The sequence below is a fragment of the Streptomyces sp. MMCC 100 genome, from assembly GCF_041538145.2.
Lineage (GTDB): Bacteria > Actinomycetota > Actinomycetes > Streptomycetales > Streptomycetaceae > Streptomyces.
This window is the reverse complement of the sequence record NZ_JBGORK020000001.1, coordinates 1,421,534-1,439,430: the sequence shown is the minus strand read 5'-3', so window position 1 is coordinate 1,439,430 and position 17,897 is coordinate 1,421,534. Positions and strand designations below refer to the sequence as shown.

Annotated in this window: 13 protein-coding genes; 8 read left to right on the top strand and 5 right to left on the bottom strand. The window is 71.9% G+C overall.

Annotation, left to right across the window (positions count from 1 at the left end):
* Positions 1–9: 9 nt before the first annotated feature.
* The 3 genes from ABS735_RS06610 (at position 10) to ABS735_RS06600 (ending at position 3,574) form a co-directional block, all read left to right on the top strand.
* On the top strand, positions 10–1,293 hold the full coding sequence (locus ABS735_RS06610) for a sensor histidine kinase (protein WP_373901900.1): 1,284 nt from the start codon (positions 10–12) through the stop codon (positions 1,291–1,293).
* On the top strand, positions 1,278–1,931 hold the full coding sequence (locus tag ABS735_RS06605; protein ID WP_373901899.1) for a response regulator transcription factor: 654 nt from the start codon (positions 1,278–1,280) through the stop codon (positions 1,929–1,931). The genes ABS735_RS06610 and ABS735_RS06605 overlap by 16 nt, the downstream gene beginning before the upstream one ends.
* A gap of 158 nt (positions 1,932–2,089) precedes the next feature.
* The gene (locus ABS735_RS06600) at positions 2,090–3,574 is read left to right on the top strand and encodes a DUF1996 domain-containing protein (protein ID WP_373901898.1); all 1,485 of its coding nucleotides are present in this window, start codon (positions 2,090–2,092) and stop codon (positions 3,572–3,574) included.
* A 106-nt stretch (positions 3,575–3,680) separates the two neighbouring features.
* Here ABS735_RS06600 and ABS735_RS06595 read toward each other — a convergent pair whose 3' ends face one another.
* Positions 3,681–4,124: a hypothetical protein gene (locus ABS735_RS06595; RefSeq protein WP_373901897.1), complete on the bottom strand. Its 444-nt coding sequence runs from the start codon at positions 4,122–4,124 to the stop codon at positions 3,681–3,683.
* A 135-nt stretch (positions 4,125–4,259) separates the two neighbouring features.
* Between ABS735_RS06595 and ABS735_RS06590 the strand changes: the two genes are divergently transcribed.
* The 5 genes from ABS735_RS06590 (at position 4,260) to ABS735_RS06570 (ending at position 9,123) form a co-directional block, all read left to right on the top strand.
* The gene (locus ABS735_RS06590; protein ID WP_373901896.1) at positions 4,260–4,769 is read left to right on the top strand and encodes a tetratricopeptide repeat protein; all 510 of its coding nucleotides are present in this window, start codon (positions 4,260–4,262) and stop codon (positions 4,767–4,769) included.
* Positions 4,770–4,830: 61 nt separating this feature from the next.
* The gene (locus ABS735_RS06585; protein ID WP_373901895.1) at positions 4,831–6,762 is read left to right on the top strand and encodes a hypothetical protein; all 1,932 of its coding nucleotides are present in this window, start codon (positions 4,831–4,833) and stop codon (positions 6,760–6,762) included.
* 101 nt (positions 6,763–6,863) lie between these two features.
* Entirely contained in the window at positions 6,864–7,952 is a 1,089-nt protein-coding gene (locus ABS735_RS06580; protein ID WP_373901894.1) for a PDR/VanB family oxidoreductase, read from the top strand.
* 56 nt (positions 7,953–8,008) lie between these two features.
* Positions 8,009–8,701: a TetR/AcrR family transcriptional regulator gene (locus ABS735_RS06575; protein ID WP_373901893.1), complete on the top strand. Its 693-nt coding sequence runs from the start codon at positions 8,009–8,011 to the stop codon at positions 8,699–8,701.
* Positions 8,698–9,123, top strand: coding sequence for a hypothetical protein (locus ABS735_RS06570; protein ID WP_373901892.1), 426 nt, complete (start codon positions 8,698–8,700; stop codon positions 9,121–9,123). The genes ABS735_RS06575 and ABS735_RS06570 overlap by 4 nt, the downstream gene beginning before the upstream one ends.
* Before the next feature lie 18 nt (positions 9,124–9,141).
* Here the strand turns inward: ABS735_RS06570 and ABS735_RS06565 are convergent, their stop codons facing one another.
* From ABS735_RS06565 to ABS735_RS06550, 4 genes are all read right to left on the bottom strand, one after another.
* Positions 9,142–9,501 (bottom strand): 5-carboxymethyl-2-hydroxymuconate Delta-isomerase, encoded by a 360-nt coding sequence (locus tag ABS735_RS06565; RefSeq protein ID WP_373901891.1) that lies wholly within the window; start codon positions 9,499–9,501, stop codon positions 9,142–9,144.
* Between the two features lie 55 nt (positions 9,502–9,556).
* Positions 9,557–14,971, bottom strand: coding sequence for a pullulanase-type alpha-1,6-glucosidase (pulA, locus tag ABS735_RS06560; RefSeq protein ID WP_373901890.1), 5,415 nt, complete (start codon positions 14,969–14,971; stop codon positions 9,557–9,559).
* Between the two features lie 213 nt (positions 14,972–15,184).
* Positions 15,185–16,867 carry a glycoside hydrolase family 13 protein gene (locus ABS735_RS06555; protein WP_373901889.1) on the bottom strand — a complete coding sequence of 561 codons (1,683 nt, stop codon included), beginning with the start codon at positions 16,865–16,867 and terminating at the stop codon, positions 15,185–15,187.
* A gap of 110 nt (positions 16,868–16,977) precedes the next feature.
* The gene (locus ABS735_RS06550; RefSeq protein WP_373901888.1) at positions 16,978–17,889 is read right to left on the bottom strand and encodes a sugar ABC transporter permease; all 912 of its coding nucleotides are present in this window, start codon (positions 17,887–17,889) and stop codon (positions 16,978–16,980) included.
* Positions 17,890–17,897 lie beyond the last annotated feature (8 nt).

Here is a 17,897-nt window from a genome sequence, read left to right as displayed (position 1 = left end):
ACTGCTGTCATGAGCATCGAGACGAAGAGCGGCACACGGCAGACACACATCCCGGCGCTGACACGGACGCGGGGTGTGGCGCTGTCGGCCGTGCGGGGCCTGGCACTGACGTTCATCGCCCTGCCCGGCGCGGTGGTCTGCTTCTGCCTGACCCTCGTGTCCATCGCCCTCGTCCCGATCGGGATAGGCATCGTCACCACGCCGTGGGTGCTGACGGGGGTGCGGGCCTTCGCGGACCGGCGGCGGCTGCTCGCCGCCGAGTGGGGCGGGGTGCGGATCCCGCGGGCGTACCGGCCGCTGCCCGCGGACGCCAATCCGTGGTCCCGCACCTTCGGGATGCTCCGTGACCCGGCGACCTGGCGGGACATCCTGTGGCTGCCCGTCGACATGACGGCGGGCGCCATCACCGCGCTGCTGGCCTTCTCGCTGGCCGTCTACCCACTGGAGGGCTTCGCCATCGCGGCCGGGCTGTGGCGGGTGCTGCCCGACGGGTACTGGTACGGCTTCGTCAAGGTCACCGACCAGACCTCCGCCCTCTACGCCGCGGCGCTGGGCGCCGTGCTCGTCCTCGCCGCCCTCCGGCTCACCCCCCTCCTGCTGCACGCCCACTTCCGGCTCACAAGTGCGGTGCTCGGATCCGGCCAGGGCGAACTCGCCGAGCGGGTCCGGGTACTGACCGAGACCCGGCGCGACGCCGTCGACACCTCCGCCGCCGAACTGCGCCGCATCGAGCGCGACCTGCACGACGGGGCGCAGGCCCGGCTGGTCGCCATGGGCATGGACCTGGGCACCATCGAGGCGCTGCTGGAGAAGGACCCGGCGAAGGCGAGGGAACTGCTCGCCCAGGCCCGCCGCTCCTCCGCCGACGCCCTGACCGAGCTGCGCGAACTCGTACGCGGCATCCACCCGCCGGTGCTCGCCGAACGCGGCCTGGGCGACGCGGTGCGTGCCCTGGCGCTGCGGCTGCCCGTCGCCGTCGAGGTCGCCGTGGACCTGCCCGGCCGCGCCGACGCCCCCGTGGAGTCGGCCGCGTACTTCGCGGTCAGCGAGGTCCTCACCAACGCCGTGAAGCACTCCGGCGCCGACCGGATCTGGATCGACGTGCACCACGACGAGGGGCGGCTGCGTGTCTCCGTCACCGACAACGGCAAGGGCGGTGCCGCGATCGGAGCGGGTTCGGGCCTGGCCGGGGTGGAGCGGCGACTCGGTACATTCGACGGTGTCCTGGCCGTCAGCTCGCCCGCGGGCGGCCCCACCATGGTCACCATGGAGATCCCTTGCGCGTTGTCCTAGCCGAAGACCTGTTCCTGCTGCGCGACGGGCTGGTCCGGCTTCTGGAGGCCCACGACTTCGAGATCGCCGCGGCCGTCGAGACCGGCCCCGAACTCTCCCGGGCCCTGGCCGAACTGGAGCCGGACGTCGCGGTGGTCGACGTCCGGCTGCCGCCCACGCTCACCGACGAGGGCCTGCAGTGCGCGCTGGAGGCCCGGCGCAACCGGCCCGGGCTGCCGGTCCTGGTCCTCTCCCAGCACGTGGAGCAGCTGTACGCGCGCGAGCTGCTGGCCGACGGGAGCGGCGGGGTGGGGTATCTGCTCAAGGACCGGGTCTTCGACGCGGAGCAGTTCGTGGACGCCGTACGACGGGTGGCGGCGGGCGGTACGGCGATGGACCCGCAGGTCATCCAGCAGCTGCTCAGCCGGCGGGCGGCGGAGGACCAGCCGCTGGAGCGGCTGACGCCCCGCGAGCTGGAGGTGCTGGAGCTGATGGCGCAGGGCCGGACCAACGCGGCGATCGCCGGCAAGCTCGTCGTCACGGAGCGGGCGATCGCGAAGCACACGGCGAACATCTTCGCGAAGTTGAGCCTCGAGGTTTCGGACGACGACAACCGCCGTGTACTGGCGGTTCTGGCATACCTGGACCGCGGCCGCTGACCCTTTCGCACGTCCCGTGCGTCCCACGGGCCCCAGCAATTCCCGAGACGGGTGAACACCCCTGAGGCGGCTTCCGTATGGAAGGAAGCCGCTTCACTCCTGTCGGGCGCCCTCGATGCCCCGCAAGCGATGCCCCGCAAGGAAGTCAGAGGAGTTCCATGGGACGCAACACAAGAAAACGCCGCACGCCGCTGGCCACCAAGATCGTTGCCGGGGCGGCGGCCCTGGCGGTCGGCGGGGGCGGGCTGGTCTGGGCCAACTTCTACGCTTCGGCGCACGAGGAGCATTCGGGCCACAACCGGACCAGGTCGGCCGCCGCGCAGGTGGCGACGATCGACTGCCCCGACGTCGGTCAGAGGATCCGTGACGTACCGGACCGGGCACGCGGGGAGGTGGACGGCGAACTGGCCACGATGGACAGCCAGATCACCGACGCCTACCAGCGCCTGGCCACCACGCGGCGGGCGCAGGCGGGTGACTCGCAGTTCGTCCGGAACACCATTCTCGGCCCGCTCAAGGACCGGCGGAAGGCGATCATCGACCGGATCCAGCTGGAGATCAACCGGGCCGGCGGCAAGGCCGACGACAACATGGACGAGCTGGCCGAATGCCAGGGCCGCCCCGCGGACCAGATGCAGAACGGCGACGGCCAGAACGGCGACGGCCAGGACGGCGACGGCCAGAACCAGGGCGGCAACGACGACAACGGCAACGGTGTCGCGGGTCCGGTCGCCGAGGACTTCATCGACATCAACGACGTCCAGCCGAACTCGCGCAACAGCCGCAACGGCCTGGCCGCGAACGGCGACGGAGGTTCCACCGGCACCTTCACCACGGACTGCGGCGTCAACGAGAACAACCTGTTCAACAGCGACAACCTGATCGCCGCGCCGGGTGTCGACAACGGCGCGCACCACACGCACGACTACGTCGGCAACCAGGACAACGACGCCTTCTCCAGCGACGAGGACCTGGCGAACGCGGACACCTCGTGCCAGAACCAGGGCGACAAGTCCACCTACTACTGGCCGGTGCTGCGCCTCCAGGACGGTACGCAGGAGTTCGACGCGAACGACCAGGGCGGTGGCGCCGAGGGCAACATCGGCAAGATCCTCAAGCCCGCCCGGGCCGAGATCAGGTTCGTCGGCAACCGACAGGGCGACGTGGTCGCGATGCCGAAGTTCCTGCGCGTCATCACCGGTGACGCCAAGTCCTTCACCAACGGCGACGCGAACGCCAACTCCTCCTGGAGCTGCTCCGGCTTCGAGGACCGCCAGGTGACGGACAAGTACCCGCTGTGCCCCGACGGCAGCCAGGTGCTGCGCACGGTCAACTTCCAGAGCTGCTGGGACGGCCAGAACATCGACAGCGCCAACCACCGGGACCACATGGCGTTCGTCCAGGAGGACGGCAGCTGCGCGAACGGCTTCCGGGCCGTCCCGCAGCTGCAGATCCGCCTCGCGTACGACATCCCCGCCCCGACCGTCGAGAACGGCCAGGTGCAGAACCCGTACGCCGTGGACAGCTTCCCGGAGCAGCTGCACAAGCCGATCACCGATCACAACGACTTCATCAACGTCATGGACGAGGACCTGATGAACGAGGTGGTCGACTGCATCAACAGCGGCGAGGACTGCCAGTAGCACTGCCGGCCGGCCAGTCGGGAGAGGGCCGGTGGCGGGGATCCGCCACCAGATNATCTGTGGCGGGGATCCGCCACCGGCCCTCTCCGTGTTCCCGTACGTCCGGTCAGCCGCCGTGTCCGGTGTGCGCGCCGTGCCCGGCCGAGTGCCCATCGCCGCCACCGTGCTGGACGCCCTGTTCCAGGGTTCCGCCGAGCCGGCCGCGCAGGTCCGCCACCACGTCCTCGTGGCCGACGGCGACCCATTTGCGGCCGACGAGGTAGTAGCCGCCGTAGTCCTTGGCGGTGTTGATCCACTCGCGCTGGCCGCGGTCGGTGGAGAAGGTGGCGAGGACGTACTTCTCGTCGCCCTTGCGGCAGATGGCCTGGCGGATGGTGTCGGCGTCGGTCTGCATGTTCGGGGCGCACTTCACCTCGGCGGCCAGGTGTTCCAGGCTGCCGGTCGCCGTCGCGGGCACGGCGGCCTCGCCGTCCCCGTCGGCGCCGCAGCCCGTCAGCGCCAGGACCGCCGCCAGGGCGGCCGATGCGAGCATCGGTCGGGTCAGCCTCATGTGTTCCTCCGGTCCGCTGGGGCGACATGCCGCACGGAGCCCCCACGAGGGGCTCTCGTCATCGATACGGGCGCGGGGCGCGAAGTACTCACGAACCCGGGTGCCCTTGTGCCGGGACCGTGCGAGAGTGGCGTGGTGGACCAGGACTGGGAAGAGCGCGTGACGGCCGCCTGGGCGGCGTTCGACGACTACGCCGAGGAGGATGCCGCCGACTTCCGGGCGGTCATCGGCTCCCTCGCCGACGAGTTGCCCGCCGACAGCCCCCTCGGTCTGTTCGAGCGGGCCTGCGCCTGGGACTCCACGGGCCACTCCGACCGGGCCGTGCCGCTGTACCGCGAGGCGCTGGAGCGCGGGCTCGGCGAGGTCAGCCCCTACAAGGGGCGCCGGGCGAAGATCCAGCTCTCCAGCTCCCTGCGGAACACCGGGCACCCGGAGGAGGGCGTGAAGCTCCTCTCGCCCGAACTGGTCGCGCCGTCGGACGAGTTGGACGACGCCGTGCGCGCCACGCTCGCGCTGTGCCTGTCGAGCATGGGCCGCGACCGCGAGGGCCTGTCCCTGGTGCTCGGCGCGCTGGCGCCCCATCTCCCCCGGTACCAGCGGTCGATGGCCAACTACGCGCGGTTGCTCGTGGAGCCGGAGGAGTAGCGCGCCCTCGCCCGGGGCGGCCGTACGGTGACCATCGACCCGTTCGCTCGTTCTGCTGAACGTGCAGCCACAGGATGTCGCCCCGCGCCCCGCACCGTCCTCCGCCTCTTCGGCCGATCCGGTCGTCGACGTCGAGCAGGCCGAGGCCGCGCTCGTCGAGCACTATCCGCGCCTGGCCCGGCTGGCCTATCTGGTGCTGCCGCCGGGTCTCGGCCGGGGCCGCCGCGTCCTGACCGCGCACGCTCTCACCCAGCGCGCCCTGCCCCGGAACCGGACGACGACCCCGGTGATCCCGGCCCAGTCCACCGGCCGTGAGGTCGACCCCGGGTACGCGCTGGTCCGGCTCCGGGTGGTGCGTACGGCGCTGGAGGCGGGGCTCCCGCTGCGGCGGCGGGCGTGGCCCCGGCGGTCCCAGCTGCCGCCGCTGCTGCCCCACGTGCGGGGTCTCAAGCTCTTCCCGCGCTCGGGCGGCGCCGACGAAATCGCCCTGGACCAGCGGCTGTCCGCGCTCTCCGCTCCCGGCCGGGCGGCGTACGTGCTGCGCGGTCTTGAGCGGCTCCCCGACGACGGGGTGCGGCAGGTGCTCCGTGCCGCCGGGGTCGCCGACGCGGACGCCGCGCTGCGGGAGGCCGACGGGGTGCCGGGGCAGTACGGGCTGCTCGGCTCCTCCGAGTTCGACCCCTGTTCGTTGCAGGCCAGGCCGACCGATCTGCTGCGCCGGCGGCAGCACACGAAGGCCGCGCTGGTCGCCGGGGCGGCGCTGGTGGTGTGCGGGGCGCTGCTCGGGCTGCCCGGGGACGGCTGGGGGCCGGACGGTGCCGCCGCCCCGCCCTACGCGCAGAACCCGGCGGCCGAGGCCGCCCTCGACCCCGGCAGGCTCACCGAGGCCGTGCCCGCCGCGTGGGAGACGTCCGCGCGCACGGACTTCTCGGTGTGGCCGGCGCGCGGTGACCTCACCGGCGACAAGGAGCTGCTGCGCCGTGCCCTGGCCGTCTGGGCCCGGCCCGGCGAGAGCGTGGGGGTGTCCGCGACGCCGGGGACCCAGACCGGCGGTCCGGCCGGTCCGCCTCAGCTGCTGTACGCCGGGAACGTGGACAACGCGCGGGTGGTGATCCTGCACGACGGTCTGCGCCTCGTCCGGTACGCCGAGCCGAAGGACGGTTCCGCCGGTGCCGCCCTGGACTTCGCGCGGACCGACGGGGCCGGCCGGGCCACGGCGACCGCGGTCGTGCTGGGCCGGGCCGACGGGAACGTCCGCTATCTGACGGCCCCCTGGGTGACGAAGGCGGCCGGGCGCGATCTCGTCGAGCCGGACTCCGGCGCCAAGGAGCTGACGCTCACCGACGGCGTGACGTCTCCGCTGGCCAGCCCCGTGCAGCAGCAGTCCGGCGGGTGCACGTCGTGGAACGTGCTGGAGCTGACCGACGGTTCGGACACCCGGGTGGTGACCGACCTGGGCGAGCTGGTGCCGGCCCGACTCACCACCGGGCACCCCGGTTCCGCGAAGGACGCCGCGGGCTCGAAGGCGCTGGACGCATGGGCGCCGTACGCCTGCTCGCTGGGGGCGGTGCGCGGGCAGGGGGTCCGGTCGGTGAACGCCTGGGAGTTCGCGACGCAGCCGCTGCCCGACGGTACGGGGTCGGGCGCGTGGGTGTGCACCCGCGCCGAGACCTGGCGCGGCGAAGGGCCCCGGGTGCTGGCGCAGTTCCGGACGCCGGGCGGGGCACAGGGCGCGGTGGCGGCGAAGGCGCAGGACGTGCCGGCCTGCGGCGAGCGCGACCCGCACGTGCTGGCGGGGGTGCTGTGGAAGTCGGAGGGCGGGCACTGGTACCTGCTCGCCGCGGGCAGTCGCGGCACCGAGTCCATCGAGGCGACGGGCGGCATCACCGGCGCCGCCGACGGCAACCTGCTGACGGCGAAGGCCGAGCAGGGCGCGCGGGCCGAGCTGAAGGGCACGCTGGAGAACGGGCGGACGATCGGCGGACTGCGCTAGGTCAATACAGCTAGGGGCCCGTAACCCGCTAGCTGACACTGGCGTCAACAAGTATCGCCGGAAGGGTTCCTCACGGGGCTACCGGTCAGTACATTGACGCCATGTCCAACAAGCCTGTCCCGCTCCTGGCACGGCTGCCGAGGCCGACGGCCCTGCTCTTCGCGGCCGGTGCCGCGCTCGTCGTCGGCCGGGCGGTGCGGCGCCGTTCGCCGGGCTCGCCGCCCCGGACGGGGTCCGTCCCGCGCCCGCCGGTCTCCGGGCCGCCCCGTTCCCGAGCGCTGACGCTGCTGGTGACCGCGCACGAGCGGCTGGCCGACGGGGTGGTGCGGCTGCGCCTGGAGGGCACCGACCTGCCGCCCTGGGAGCCGGGTGCCCACCTGGACCTGGTGCTGCCCTCGGGTCTCGTACGGCAGTACTCGCTGTGCGGCGACCCGGAGGACACCTCGTCGTACACCGTGGCCGCGCGGCTGGTCGCCGACGGGCGGGGCGGCTCGCGGGAGGTGCACGAGCAGGTGCAGGAGGGGACGGAGCTGGAGGTGCGCGGGCCGCGCAACCGCTTCCCGCTGGTCGAGGCGCCCGCCTACGCGTTCGTCGCCGGGGGCATCGGCATCACGCCCGTGCTGCCGATGCTGCGAGCGCTGCCGGAGGGCACCGAGTGGCGGCTGCTGTACGGCGGGCGGACACGGGCGTCGATGCCCTTCCTGGAGGAGATCGAGAAGCTGGACCCGGAGGGCGGCCGAGTCACCGTCGTCGCCGAGGACGAGGACGGGCGGCCCGATCTCGACGCCTTCCTGGCGGACCTGCCCGAGGGCGCGGCCGTCTACTGCTGTGGCCCCGAGGGTCTGATGGCGGCCGTGGAGGAACGCCTCCCCGGGGGCGCCGCACTGCACCTGGAGCGGTTCGCGCCGCGTACGACGGCCGACGGCGACGGGGAGTTCGAGGTCGAGCTGCACCGCAGCGGGCGCACGCTGACCGTGCCCGGCGACTCCTCGGTGCTGGCAGCCGTGCGCGCCGAGCTGCCGAACACCCCGTACTCGTGCGAGCAGGGCTGGTGCGGGACCTGCCAACAGAAGGTGCTGGAGGGCGAGATCGATCACCGGGACGAGCTGCTGACCGACTCGGAGCGCGGCGACTCGATGCTCATCTGCGTCTCCCGGTGCCTCGGTACCCGGCTCGTGCTCGACATGTGAACGCCGATGCCCGGTCCGGCCCGTTCGGGGCCGGATTCGATCGGTAAGGTGTTCGTATGACTACCGGGGTACGCCGCAGAATGGGCGTCGAGGAGCGGCGGCAGCAGTTGATCGGCGTCGCGCTCGATCTGTTCAGCCGCCGCTCGCCCGACGAGGTCTCCATCGACGAGATAGCGTCGGCGGCGGGCATCTCGCGCCCGCTGGTCTACCACTACTTCCCCGGCAAACTCAGCCTGTACGAGGCCGCGTTGCAGCGCGCCTCGGACGACCTGGCGGCCCGGTTCGTGGAGCCGCGCCAGGGTCCGCTGGGCGCGCGGCTGCTGCGCGTGATGGGCCGCTACTTCGACTTCGTCGACGAACACGGCCCGGGTTTCTCGGCCCTGATGCGCGGCGGCCCGGCGGTCGGCTCGTCCACGACCAACGCGCTGGTGGACTCCGTACGGCAGGCCGCGTATGTCCAGATCCTTTCGCACCTGGACGTCACCGAGCCGCCCGCGCGGCTGGAACTGGTCGTCCGCTCCTGGATCTCGCTGGCCGAGTCGACGGCGCTGCTCTGGCTGGACGGGCGCCGCATCCCGCGCGCCGAGCTGGAGACGCAGCTCGTGCACGACTTCGCCGCGCTGGTGGCGGTGAGCGCCGCCTACGACGAGGAGATGGGTGCCCTCCTGCGCCGCGTCATCGCGGACGAGCCGGCCGACGGCCCCTTCGGTGACCTGGTGGGCCGGCTCATCACGCTGACGGCCCGGTGAGCGCCGCGCCGACGTGGGGCCTGGTCGTGGAGACGACCGTGGGCACCGGGGAGCGCAAGCACACCGAGGCCCAGGTGGTGGGGCAGGTCACCGGGTCCCGGGCGGAGGCGCTCGCGGAGCTGGAACGGCGGGTGCGGAGTTACTCCCCCACCCACCCGCTCAGCCCCCGGCGCCGTCGCCTGCTGCGGGTCGGCGACGGGTTCCTGCTTGTGGTGGACGGGGCCTTGCAGTCGTTCGTCACCCGGTTCACGGTGGCGGAACTGCTGGAGGACTCTGCGGCGCCGAAGGCCCCCGAACCCGTGGTGGAGGCGTCCCCGGAGCCGGTCGCCGAGGCGTCCCCGCCGGACCGGCGGGAGCCCGAGCTGGACGCGGACGGGGTGCCGGTGCGGCCGGCCTGGCTGGGCCGCCGCGACCTGCCCTGAGGCCTTGGGCCCGTCCGGCTACTCGGTCTCGAACTTCCGGTACGACGGGTCGAGGTCGCGGACCTCGGCGGAGGCGTGCAGGGCGAGGCCGTCGCCCGGCTTGGCGTACTGCCGCAGCAGTTCCAGGACGGCCTCGGTCAGCCGCACCTTGGTCTCGTCGGTGCGGCCCGCGAGCAGCCCCAGCGTGACGTGCACGACGGCGTGCCCCTCGGTGTCGGGGCCGACCACGGTGTCCTCGGTGCGGCGGAACTGCGTCTTGCAGGCCGGCGGCCGGGCGGCCGCGATCTCGACGACGGCCTCGTGCAGGGCCCGCGCGAAGGCGGGCCGGTCGAAGGCGCCGGCGAGCCGGTCGGAGTAGTCGACGGTGATCTGCGGCATGAGCCCTCCCGTTGCGTGAACAGCAGGGCTCACCCTAACCGCAGACCCCCTGACCTCAGCCGGCCCGCTCGAAGACGGCGACCGTACGGGCCGGCACGGTGAACGTGCCGGTCTTCGCCGCGTACGCCGACTCCTTCACGACCGTGTCCGCGCCCGCCGCCTGCACCGGGTGCAGCCGGTAGCCGGTCCCGGCCGCCGCTCCGACGCGCTGCTCCTGCCGCTCGGGCGTGGCGTTGAAGACGACCACGAGGTCACCGAGGCTCATGGTGATCACGCCGGGCGTCTCGTCCTCGCCGGAGAGCGGGAAGGAGAGCCGGGACTGCACCTGCCCCGCCGTGGCGAGGGAGAAGTCCTTCTCGCCACTACGGATCCTCAGCAGGTCCCGGTAGGCCGCCGAGGCGCCGGTGATCTGCGGGCAGCCCACCTTGACCGCGCCCAGCAGGGGCTTGGCGTAGGGCCACTTGTCCTGGTTGTCGGCGGCCGGCGGCAGCCCCCGGCCGAAGCCGTTGCCGTCGGCGCAGTTCCAGTGGAGGGCGTTGAACCAGTCGCCGCTGTCGTAGGAGTTGCGGTCCAGCGACTTGGAGCGCAGCAGGTCGGTGCCCGCCTGGGAGAGCGCCGGTCCCTGCGAGAGGGCGGCGGTCGCCAGGGCGAGGACCTGCATGCGGGCCCGGTCGTCGGCGGACGTGTCCTTCGGCAGCTTGAAGGCGAGCGCGTCGAACAGGGACTCGTTGTCGTGCGCGTCGGCGTAGGCGAGGGCGTCGCCGGGTGCCGCCGCGTATCCGGCGGGGGCGCCGTTGTAGTCGACCTCGGAGCCCTTGACCTCCTTGCCGTCGGTGTCGGTGAAGGCGTAACCGGCGAGGTTGCCGGTCAGCCCGACCTTGATCAGGTCCTGGTAGTGCAGCAGGCGGGCCCTCTGCTCGGCCTCGGTGCCGTTGGCCTTCGAGGAGTTCGGGTCGGTGTAGAGGCCGGAGGCGAAGCCCTGGACGCCGGGGTCCTCGTCGAAGGGGCCGCCGCCGCGCACGGCGTCGCGGGCCCGGTCGGAGAAGGTGGCGATGCCGGTGCCGGCCATGTTCTTCTGGGTGGCCTGGACGAAGCGGGCGTCGTCGGCGACCTCGCCGAAGTTCCAGCCCTCGCCGTACAGGATGATCTTCTTGCCGTCGACGCCGTCCTTCTTGAGGGTCAGCTCGTCCAGCGCCTTCCTGACCGCGAGGATGTTGGCCTTCGGGTGGTGGCCCATGAGGTCGAAGCGGAAGCCGTCGACCTTGTACTCCTTGGCCCAGGTGACGATCGAGTCGACGACGAGCTTGCCCATCATGGCGTTCTCGGTGGCGGTGTTCGCGCAGCAGGTGCTGTTGGCCACCGAGCCGTCGGCGAGCAGCCGCTGGTAGTAGCCGGGCACGATCCGGTCGAGGACGCTCGTCCTGGCCTGGCCGCTCGCGGCCGTGTGGTTGTAGACGACGTCCATGACGACGCGCAGGCCGTCGTCGTTGAGGGCCTTGACCATCTTCCGGAACTCGACGGTGCGCTCGGTGCCGTCCGGGTCGGTGGCGTAGGAGCCCTCGGGGACCGTGTAGTGGTACGGGTCGTAGCCCCAGTTGAAGGCGTCCTTCGCGGCGGCCTTCGTCACGCACTCCTGCTGCTCGTCGGAGTCGGCCGGGTAGGAGGCGAGGTCGCAGTCGGGCGTCGTCTGCTCGGACTTCTTCTCGGCGATGGTGGCGATGTCGAAGGCGGGCAGCAGGTGCACGTAGGACGTGCCGGCCTCGGCCAGCTCGCGCAGGTGCTTCGAGCCGTCGCTCTTGTCGTCGGTGAAGGCGAGGTAGGTGCCCCGGTGGTCCGCGTCCGCGGTCGGGTCCGCGACGGAGAAGTCCCGGATGTGCAGCTCCTGGATCTGCGCGTCCCTGAGCGGCACCGCCTCCGGCTTGTCGTAGTCGTCCCAGCCACGCGGGGCGAGGGACCGGTCGTCCAGGTCGACGACGAGGCTGCGCTCGGAGTCGGTGGTCAGGGCGAGGGAGTAGGGGTCGGTGACCTTGTTGGTGACGATCTCGCCCGCGGTGGGTGCCCAGACCTTGACGGCGTACCGGTAGGCCTTGCCCTTCCAGGACTTCGGGCCGGTGACGGACCAGACGCCGGTGGCGTCGTCGCGCCGCATCCGCACGGTGCGGTCGCCGATCTCCAGGGAGACGTCCTGCGCGGTCGGCGCCCACACGGAGAGCGTGGGCCGGCCGTGCCGGAAGACCGGGCCGAGGTCGGCCTCGGTCGCCCGGTCGGCGTACAGGTCGTCCAGGACGCCGGCGGTCTGCACGCCCGTCGCCGCGAGCAGGGCGCCGGTGGCGGTGCGCTGGGAGGCGACGACCTGGCCGCGCAGGGCCTCACGGACCCGGTCGCGGTCGCGCGGGTCGACCGACCAGGCGGTGTACTCCTTCATGTGCGGGAACTTCGCCTTCTGGGCGTCGGTGAGGGCGCTCTTCGTGAGGCGGAGCCACTGCTGGTCGTCGCCGGTGAGCCTGCCGTCCTCGGCGGCGATGGAGCCGGTGCGGGAGGCGAGCAGCTGGGTGGAGGCGGCGCCCTCGGAGCCGTTCCAGGCGACGGTGTTCCGGTCGATCCAGACCGCCTTGGAGGTGGTGAGGTCGACGGCCGCCGCCGAGCCCGCGGGCTGCGGCAGCAGGTACTCCTCCTGGCCGTTCAGCAGCCACACCTCGTGGCCGTCGGCCTTGAGGTCCAGCGCCTGGTCGGTGGGCAGGTCCTTCTCGTCGCCCTTGTGGACGATGTAGCTCAGGCTGCTCGCGCCCTCGGTGAGGGGCACCTCGAAGACCGCGCCGTAGGAGTCGGTCCGCACCGGCGTCAGCGGCTTCGCCCAGTCGGTGGGGTTGGCGGCGTCGCCCCAGACGTGCAGGCCCCAGCCGTCGTAGTTCCCGTCGGCGCGGTGGTAGTGCAGTACGGCCTTGGTGGTGTCCTGGGCCGGGTACTCGGGCCGCTCCGTGGCGACCTGCTCCTTGCCCTGCTCGATCCACACCTCGCCGGTCTGGGCGACGTCGACGGTGCGGTCGGCGGCGACGTCCTTGTTGCCGTCCTTGTCGATGACGAGGAAGCCGACGCTGGACGCGCCCGGCTTGAGCTTGACGTAGGCGAAGGCGCCGTAGGCGTCCCGGCCCACGAAGGGGTGGGTCTCGGGCCAGGTGGTCGCCTCGCCGTCGGCGAGGTCGCCCCAGGCGTACAGGCCCCAGTCGTCGTAGTTCCCGTCCGCGCGCTTGTAGTGGACGATCGCGTAGTCCCGGGAGGCGGCGGTGGGGATCTCCTCGGCGGGCGGGGTGCCGGTGGTGGACGCGGCCGTGGCGCTGGCGGTGCGGCCCGCCGAGTCGACGACGACCGCCTTGTAGCGCAGGGCGGTGCCGGCGGGGGTGTCCGCGTCGACGGTGTGGGTGACCTTGTAGGGGGCGTGGTCGGCGGTGCCGAGGGTGTGCCACTTCCCGTCGCCGGTCTGGGCGGCGAAGACGACGCGGTTGAGCTGTCCGCCCGCGACGTCGGCGCTCAGCTCGACGGTGCCGGTGGCGCCGGGGTCCGGGGCGCGGAGGGTGATCGTCGGCTTGGCGGCGGGCGCGGCGAGCCTGCCCGCGGCCTTGAGGACGACGGCCGACCGGGCCGGGACGGTGACGGTGACCTTCTTGTCGGCGCCCGACTTCGCGTCGTCGTCGGTGCCGTAGAGGCCGCGGAAGGTCATGTTCGCCGAGCCGGTGGCGAAGGTGGCGGTCTTCGCGGCGTCGGCGTTGTTGAAGGCGACGACGTACTCGGCGCCGGTCTTGGCGTCGGTGCGGGAGAAGGCGTAGACGCCGGCGCCGTCGGCCGCGTAGCGCTCGGTCTGGACGCCGTCGGCGAGGGCGGGGTTGGCCTTGCGCAGCTTGGCGAGAGCACTGATGTGCCGGTAGAGCGGGGCGCCCGTGTCGTAGGCCGCCTCGGCGTGGGTGCGGTCGGTGCCGAGCTGGTCGTCGTCGAGGTAGTCGGCGGTGCGGGAGGCGAACATCGGCTGGCGGGCGTCCTTGTCGCCGCCGGCGCCGGTGAAGCCCTGCTCGTCGCCGTAGTAGATCACCGGGTTGCCGCGGCTGAGGAACATCAGCTCGTTGGCGAGCTTGTCCTTCTTCAGCAGCTCCGCGTCGGTGGCCTTCGGGTCGTCCTGCTTCAGGAAGGTGCCGAAGCGGCCCATGTCGTGGTTGCCGAGGAAGGTGACCTGCTCGTAGGCGTTGGCCTTGTCGGTCGTGTACTTGTAGTCGTCGCCGAAGACGGAGGCGAGCTTCTGGGCGCTGCCGTCCTGGGAGGCGTAGGCGCGGGCCGCGTCCTGGAAGGGGAAGTCCAGGGTGGAGTCCAGGCGGCCCTCGGTGACGTAGGGCGCGGTGACGGAGGTGTCGGCGGAGTAGACCTCGCCGAACATGAAGAAGTCGTCGCGGCCCTTCTTCGCGGCGTAGGCGTCCAGCGCGGTCGCCCACTGGGTCCAGAACTCCATGTTGACGTGCTTCACGGTGTCGATCCGGAAGCCGTCGATGGCGAAGTCCTTCACCCACCGCTGGTAGATCTTCTCCATGCCGCTGACGACCTCGGGCCGTTCGGTCCACAGGTCGTCGAGGCCGGAGAAGTCGCCGTAGGTGGCCGACTCGCCGGCCCAGGTGGAGTCGCCCCGGTTGTGGTACATCGCCGGGTCGTTGAGCCAGGAGGGGACCTTGAGGTTCTTCTTGGCGGCCGGGACCGTCGGGGTGCGCGGGAAGGAGCCGGCGTCCACGCGGGGGAAGCGGCTCGATCCGTCGGCGTAGTCGGCGTCGTCGAAGGGCTGGCCGTCCTTGGTCAGGTACGGGAAGGCGCCCTTGGAGAGGTAGTCGTAGGACTTCTCCTCGTAGTCGACGACGTCGGCGGTGTGGTTGGTGATGACGTCGAAGAAGACCTTCATGCCCTTGGCGTGGGCCTTGGAGATGAGGTTCTTCAGGTCCTGGTTGGTGCCGAAGTGCGGGTCGACCTGGGTGAAGTCGGTGATCCAGTAGCCGTGGTAGCCGGCCGAGGCGTTCTCCCCCGTCCCCTGCACGGGCTGGTTCTTGAAGATGGGCGCCATCCAGATGGAGGTGGTGCCCAGCCCCTTGATGTAGTCGAGCCTCTCGGTCAGGCCCTTGAGGTCGCCGCCCTGGTAGAAGCCCTTGTCGGTGGGGTCGTAGCCGGTGGTGAGCCGGGTGCCGGTCAGGCCGCCCTTGTCGTTGCGGGTGTCGCCGTTGGCGAAACGGTCCGGCAGGACGAAGTAGAACTGCTCACGGGTCAGGTCGTGGCGCGCGGCGGTCTTCGCCAGCTTCGCGTCGGGCGGGGGCGCGGGCGGGGCGTCGGCCCGCGCGGCGAGCGGGGGAAGCAGGGCGGCGGCGAGCGCGGTCACGGTGACGGCCGCGACCCGTCTCACTCGTGCGGTACGGCGCGCGACAGGCACCGGCCATCTCGGTATCACAGGCGTGAGCTCCTTGCGAGTACGGCTCGTTCGGGTCCGACCCCGGCGAGACCGTAGCGCTGCCGCAAGTCTTGCGGCAAGACTTGCGAAAGTAACGGAAAGGATTTTCACAGGACTTGCTCGGTGCGGACCGGACCGACCGACGTGCGAGGGCCCGCCGCTCTCCCCGTGGGGAAGCGGCGGGCCCTGTGCGAGTGGGCGCCTGCCGGGTTGTCAGGCCCGGGTCCACCACACCGTCGTGTCCGCCGGCACCTTCGCCTCGCCGGCCGCCTCGGTGACCTCACCGCTGGCCAGCAGGACGCGCCCGTACGCGGGCATCGCCACCGACTCGCCGGTGGTGTTGGCGACGCACACGAACTCCCCGCGCCGGAAGGCGACGACGCCCTCGGGGGCGCGCAGCCACTCGACCGCGTCGCCCGCGCCGAGGTCGGCGGTGGAGCGTCGGACGGCCAGGGCCTCGCGGTACAGCTCCAGGGTCGAGCCGGGCTCGCCGGTCTGCGCCTCGACGCTCAGCTCGCCCCAGCCGGCCGGCTGCGGCAGCCAGCTGCCGCCGTCGCCGAAGCCGTACGACGATCCCTCGCGGGTCCACGGGATCGGCACCCGGCAGCCGTCGCGGAAGCCGTCCTGGCCGGCGCCGCGGAAGTAGGCCGGGTCCTGGCGGACCTCGTCGGGCAGGTCGACGACGTCCGGCAGGCCCAGCTCCTCGCCCTGGTAGACGTAGGCCGAGCCGGGCAGGGCCAGCATCAGGAGGGTTGCGGCGCGGGCCCGGCGCAGGCCCAGTTCGCGGTCGCCGGCCAGGCGGATCTGGGTGCCGAGGCCCGCCGGGTTGGCGAAGCGGGTGGCGTGCCGGGTGACGTCGTGGTTGGACAGGACCCAGGTGGCGGGGGCGCCGACGGGGCGCATGGCGTCCAGGGTGCGGTCGATGACCGTGCGCAGCTCCTCGGCGTCCCAGTGGGTGCCCAGGTACTGGAAGTTGAAGGCCTGGTGCAGCTCGTCGGGACGGACGTAGTTGGCGGTTCGCTCGACGGTCGGGGTCCAGGCCTCGGCGACGAAGATGCGCTCCCCGCTGTACTCGTCGAGGATGCGCCGCCACTGCCGGTAGATGGCGTGGACGCCGTCCTGGTCGAAGAACGGCATGACATCGTTGCCCAGCAGCTTCAGCTGGTCGTGGTCACCGAGGTCGGGCAGGCCCTCGGCCTTCACCATGCCGTGGGCGACGTCGATGCGGAAGCCGTCCACGCCCATGTCCAGCCAGAACCGCAGGATGGAGCGGAACTCGTCGCCGACGGCCGGGTGCTCCCAGTTGAAGTCGGGCTGCTCGGGGGCGAACAGGTGCAGGTACCACTCCCCCGGCGTGCCGTCGGGCTCGGTGACCCGGGTCCAGGCGGGGCCGCCGAAGATGGACTCCCAGTCGTTGGGCGGCAGTTCGCCGTTCTTCCCCTTGCCGGGGCGGAAGTGGTACCGGTCCCGGGAGGGGGAGCCGGGGCCCTCGGCCAGCGCGCGCTTGAACCACTCGTACTGGTCGGAGGAGTGGTTCGGCACCAGGTCGACGATGATGCGCAGACCCAGCGCGTGGGCGTCGCGGATCAGCGCGTCGGCGTCCAGGAGGGTGCCGAACATGGGGTCGACGGCCCGGTAGTCGGCGACGTCGTAGCCGGCGTCGGCCTGCGGGGAGGCGTAGAAGGGGCTGAGCCACACGGCGTCCACGCCCAGGTCGCGCAGGTACGGCAGGCGGGTGCGGACGCCCTCCAGGTCGCCCATGCCGTCGCCGTTGCTGTCGGCGAAGCTGCGCGGGTACACCTGGTAGATGACCGCGTCCCGCCACCAGTCGTGGCGCTTGGAAACGGTGGCGACGGCGGAGGTGGGGGCCGGTGCGGCGGAAGGCTGCTGGCTCATGTCGTCCTTGGTACGTAACGGAGTGGAGGCGTGGGTGGGGGAAGAGCGGCCGGCCGCGGTGCTGCGGGGTCGGATGGGCACCGCGGCCGGACGTTTTCCGGGTCGGGCGATCAGCCCTTCGTGCCGCCCGCGGTGAGGCCGGTCACCAGGTTCTTCTGCACGAGGTAGAAGAACGCGGAGACGGGTATCGCGACGAGCACGGCGGTGGCCGCCATCAGGTTGCGCTGCGCGTCGTGCTCGCTGACGAAGCTCTGCAGTCCGACGGCGAAGGTGTACTTCGTGTCGCTCAGCATGAACGTCGAGGCGAAGGCGACCTCGCCGAACGCCGTGATGAAGCTGTAGAAGCCGGCGACCGCGAGGCCCGGCCGGGCCAGCGGCAGGATCAGCCGGAAGAAGGTGCCGAACGGGGACAGCCCGTCCACGCGCCCGGCCTCGTCGATCTCGAACGGGATGGTGTCGAAGTAGCCCTTGAGCAGCCAGGCGCAGTACGGCACCGCGGTCGAGCAGTAGACGAGGATCAGGCCGAAGTAGTTGTCGATGAGCTGGAGCTTCGACAGGATCTGGTACATCGGCACGATCAGGACCGCGATGGGGAACATCTGGGTGACCAGCAGGACCCACATGAGCTTCTTGTAGCCGGGGAAGCGCATCCGTGAGACCGCGTAGCCGGTCGTCGCGGCGACCATGACGCCGATGACGGTGGTGCCCAGCGAGACGATCAGCGAACTCTTCAGCCAGTCGAAGAAGTTGGTGTCCTGGAGCACGAACGCGTAGTTGTCGAAGGTCATCTTCGACCAGATGCGCCCGGGGTGCAGGTAGTCGTTCTTGTCGGGGCCGAGGGAGAGGAAGACCAGCCAGGCGACCGGGAAGAGCGCGACGAGGCTCGCGAGGGTCAGGACGCCGTGGGAGGCGAGGGACGCGGCGCGGCTGCGTTCGCCGCGGCGGCGCACCTTGCGCGGCGACGCGGTGGGCGCGGTGACCTGCTCGGCGGGGGCCTTGGTGGGCGCGGTGCTTGTACTCATGGCGGCTC

Bases quoted from the DNA above. Each gene is read 5' to 3' on its own strand.
- ABS735_RS06555 (WP_373901889.1), bottom strand. From the start codon at position 16,867: ATGAGCCAGCAGCCTTCCGCCGCACCGGCCCCCACCTCCGCCGTCGCC.
- ABS735_RS06610 (WP_373901900.1), top strand. From the start codon at position 10: ATGAGCATCGAGACGAAGAGCGGCACACGGCAGACACACATCCCGGCG.
- ABS735_RS06595 (WP_373901897.1), bottom strand. From the start codon at position 4,124: ATGAGGCTGACCCGACCGATGCTCGCATCGGCCGCCCTGGCGGCGGTC.
- ABS735_RS06580 (WP_373901894.1), top strand. From the start codon at position 6,864: ATGTCCAACAAGCCTGTCCCGCTCCTGGCACGGCTGCCGAGGCCGACG.
- ABS735_RS06550 (WP_373901888.1), bottom strand. From the start codon at position 17,889: ATGAGTACAAGCACCGCGCCCACCAAGGCCCCCGCCGAGCAGGTCACC.
- ABS735_RS06575 (WP_373901893.1), top strand. From the start codon at position 8,009: ATGACTACCGGGGTACGCCGCAGAATGGGCGTCGAGGAGCGGCGGCAG.
- ABS735_RS06600 (WP_373901898.1), top strand. From the start codon at position 2,090: ATGGGACGCAACACAAGAAAACGCCGCACGCCGCTGGCCACCAAGATC.
- ABS735_RS06565 (WP_373901891.1), bottom strand. From the start codon at position 9,501: ATGCCGCAGATCACCGTCGACTACTCCGACCGGCTCGCCGGCGCCTTC.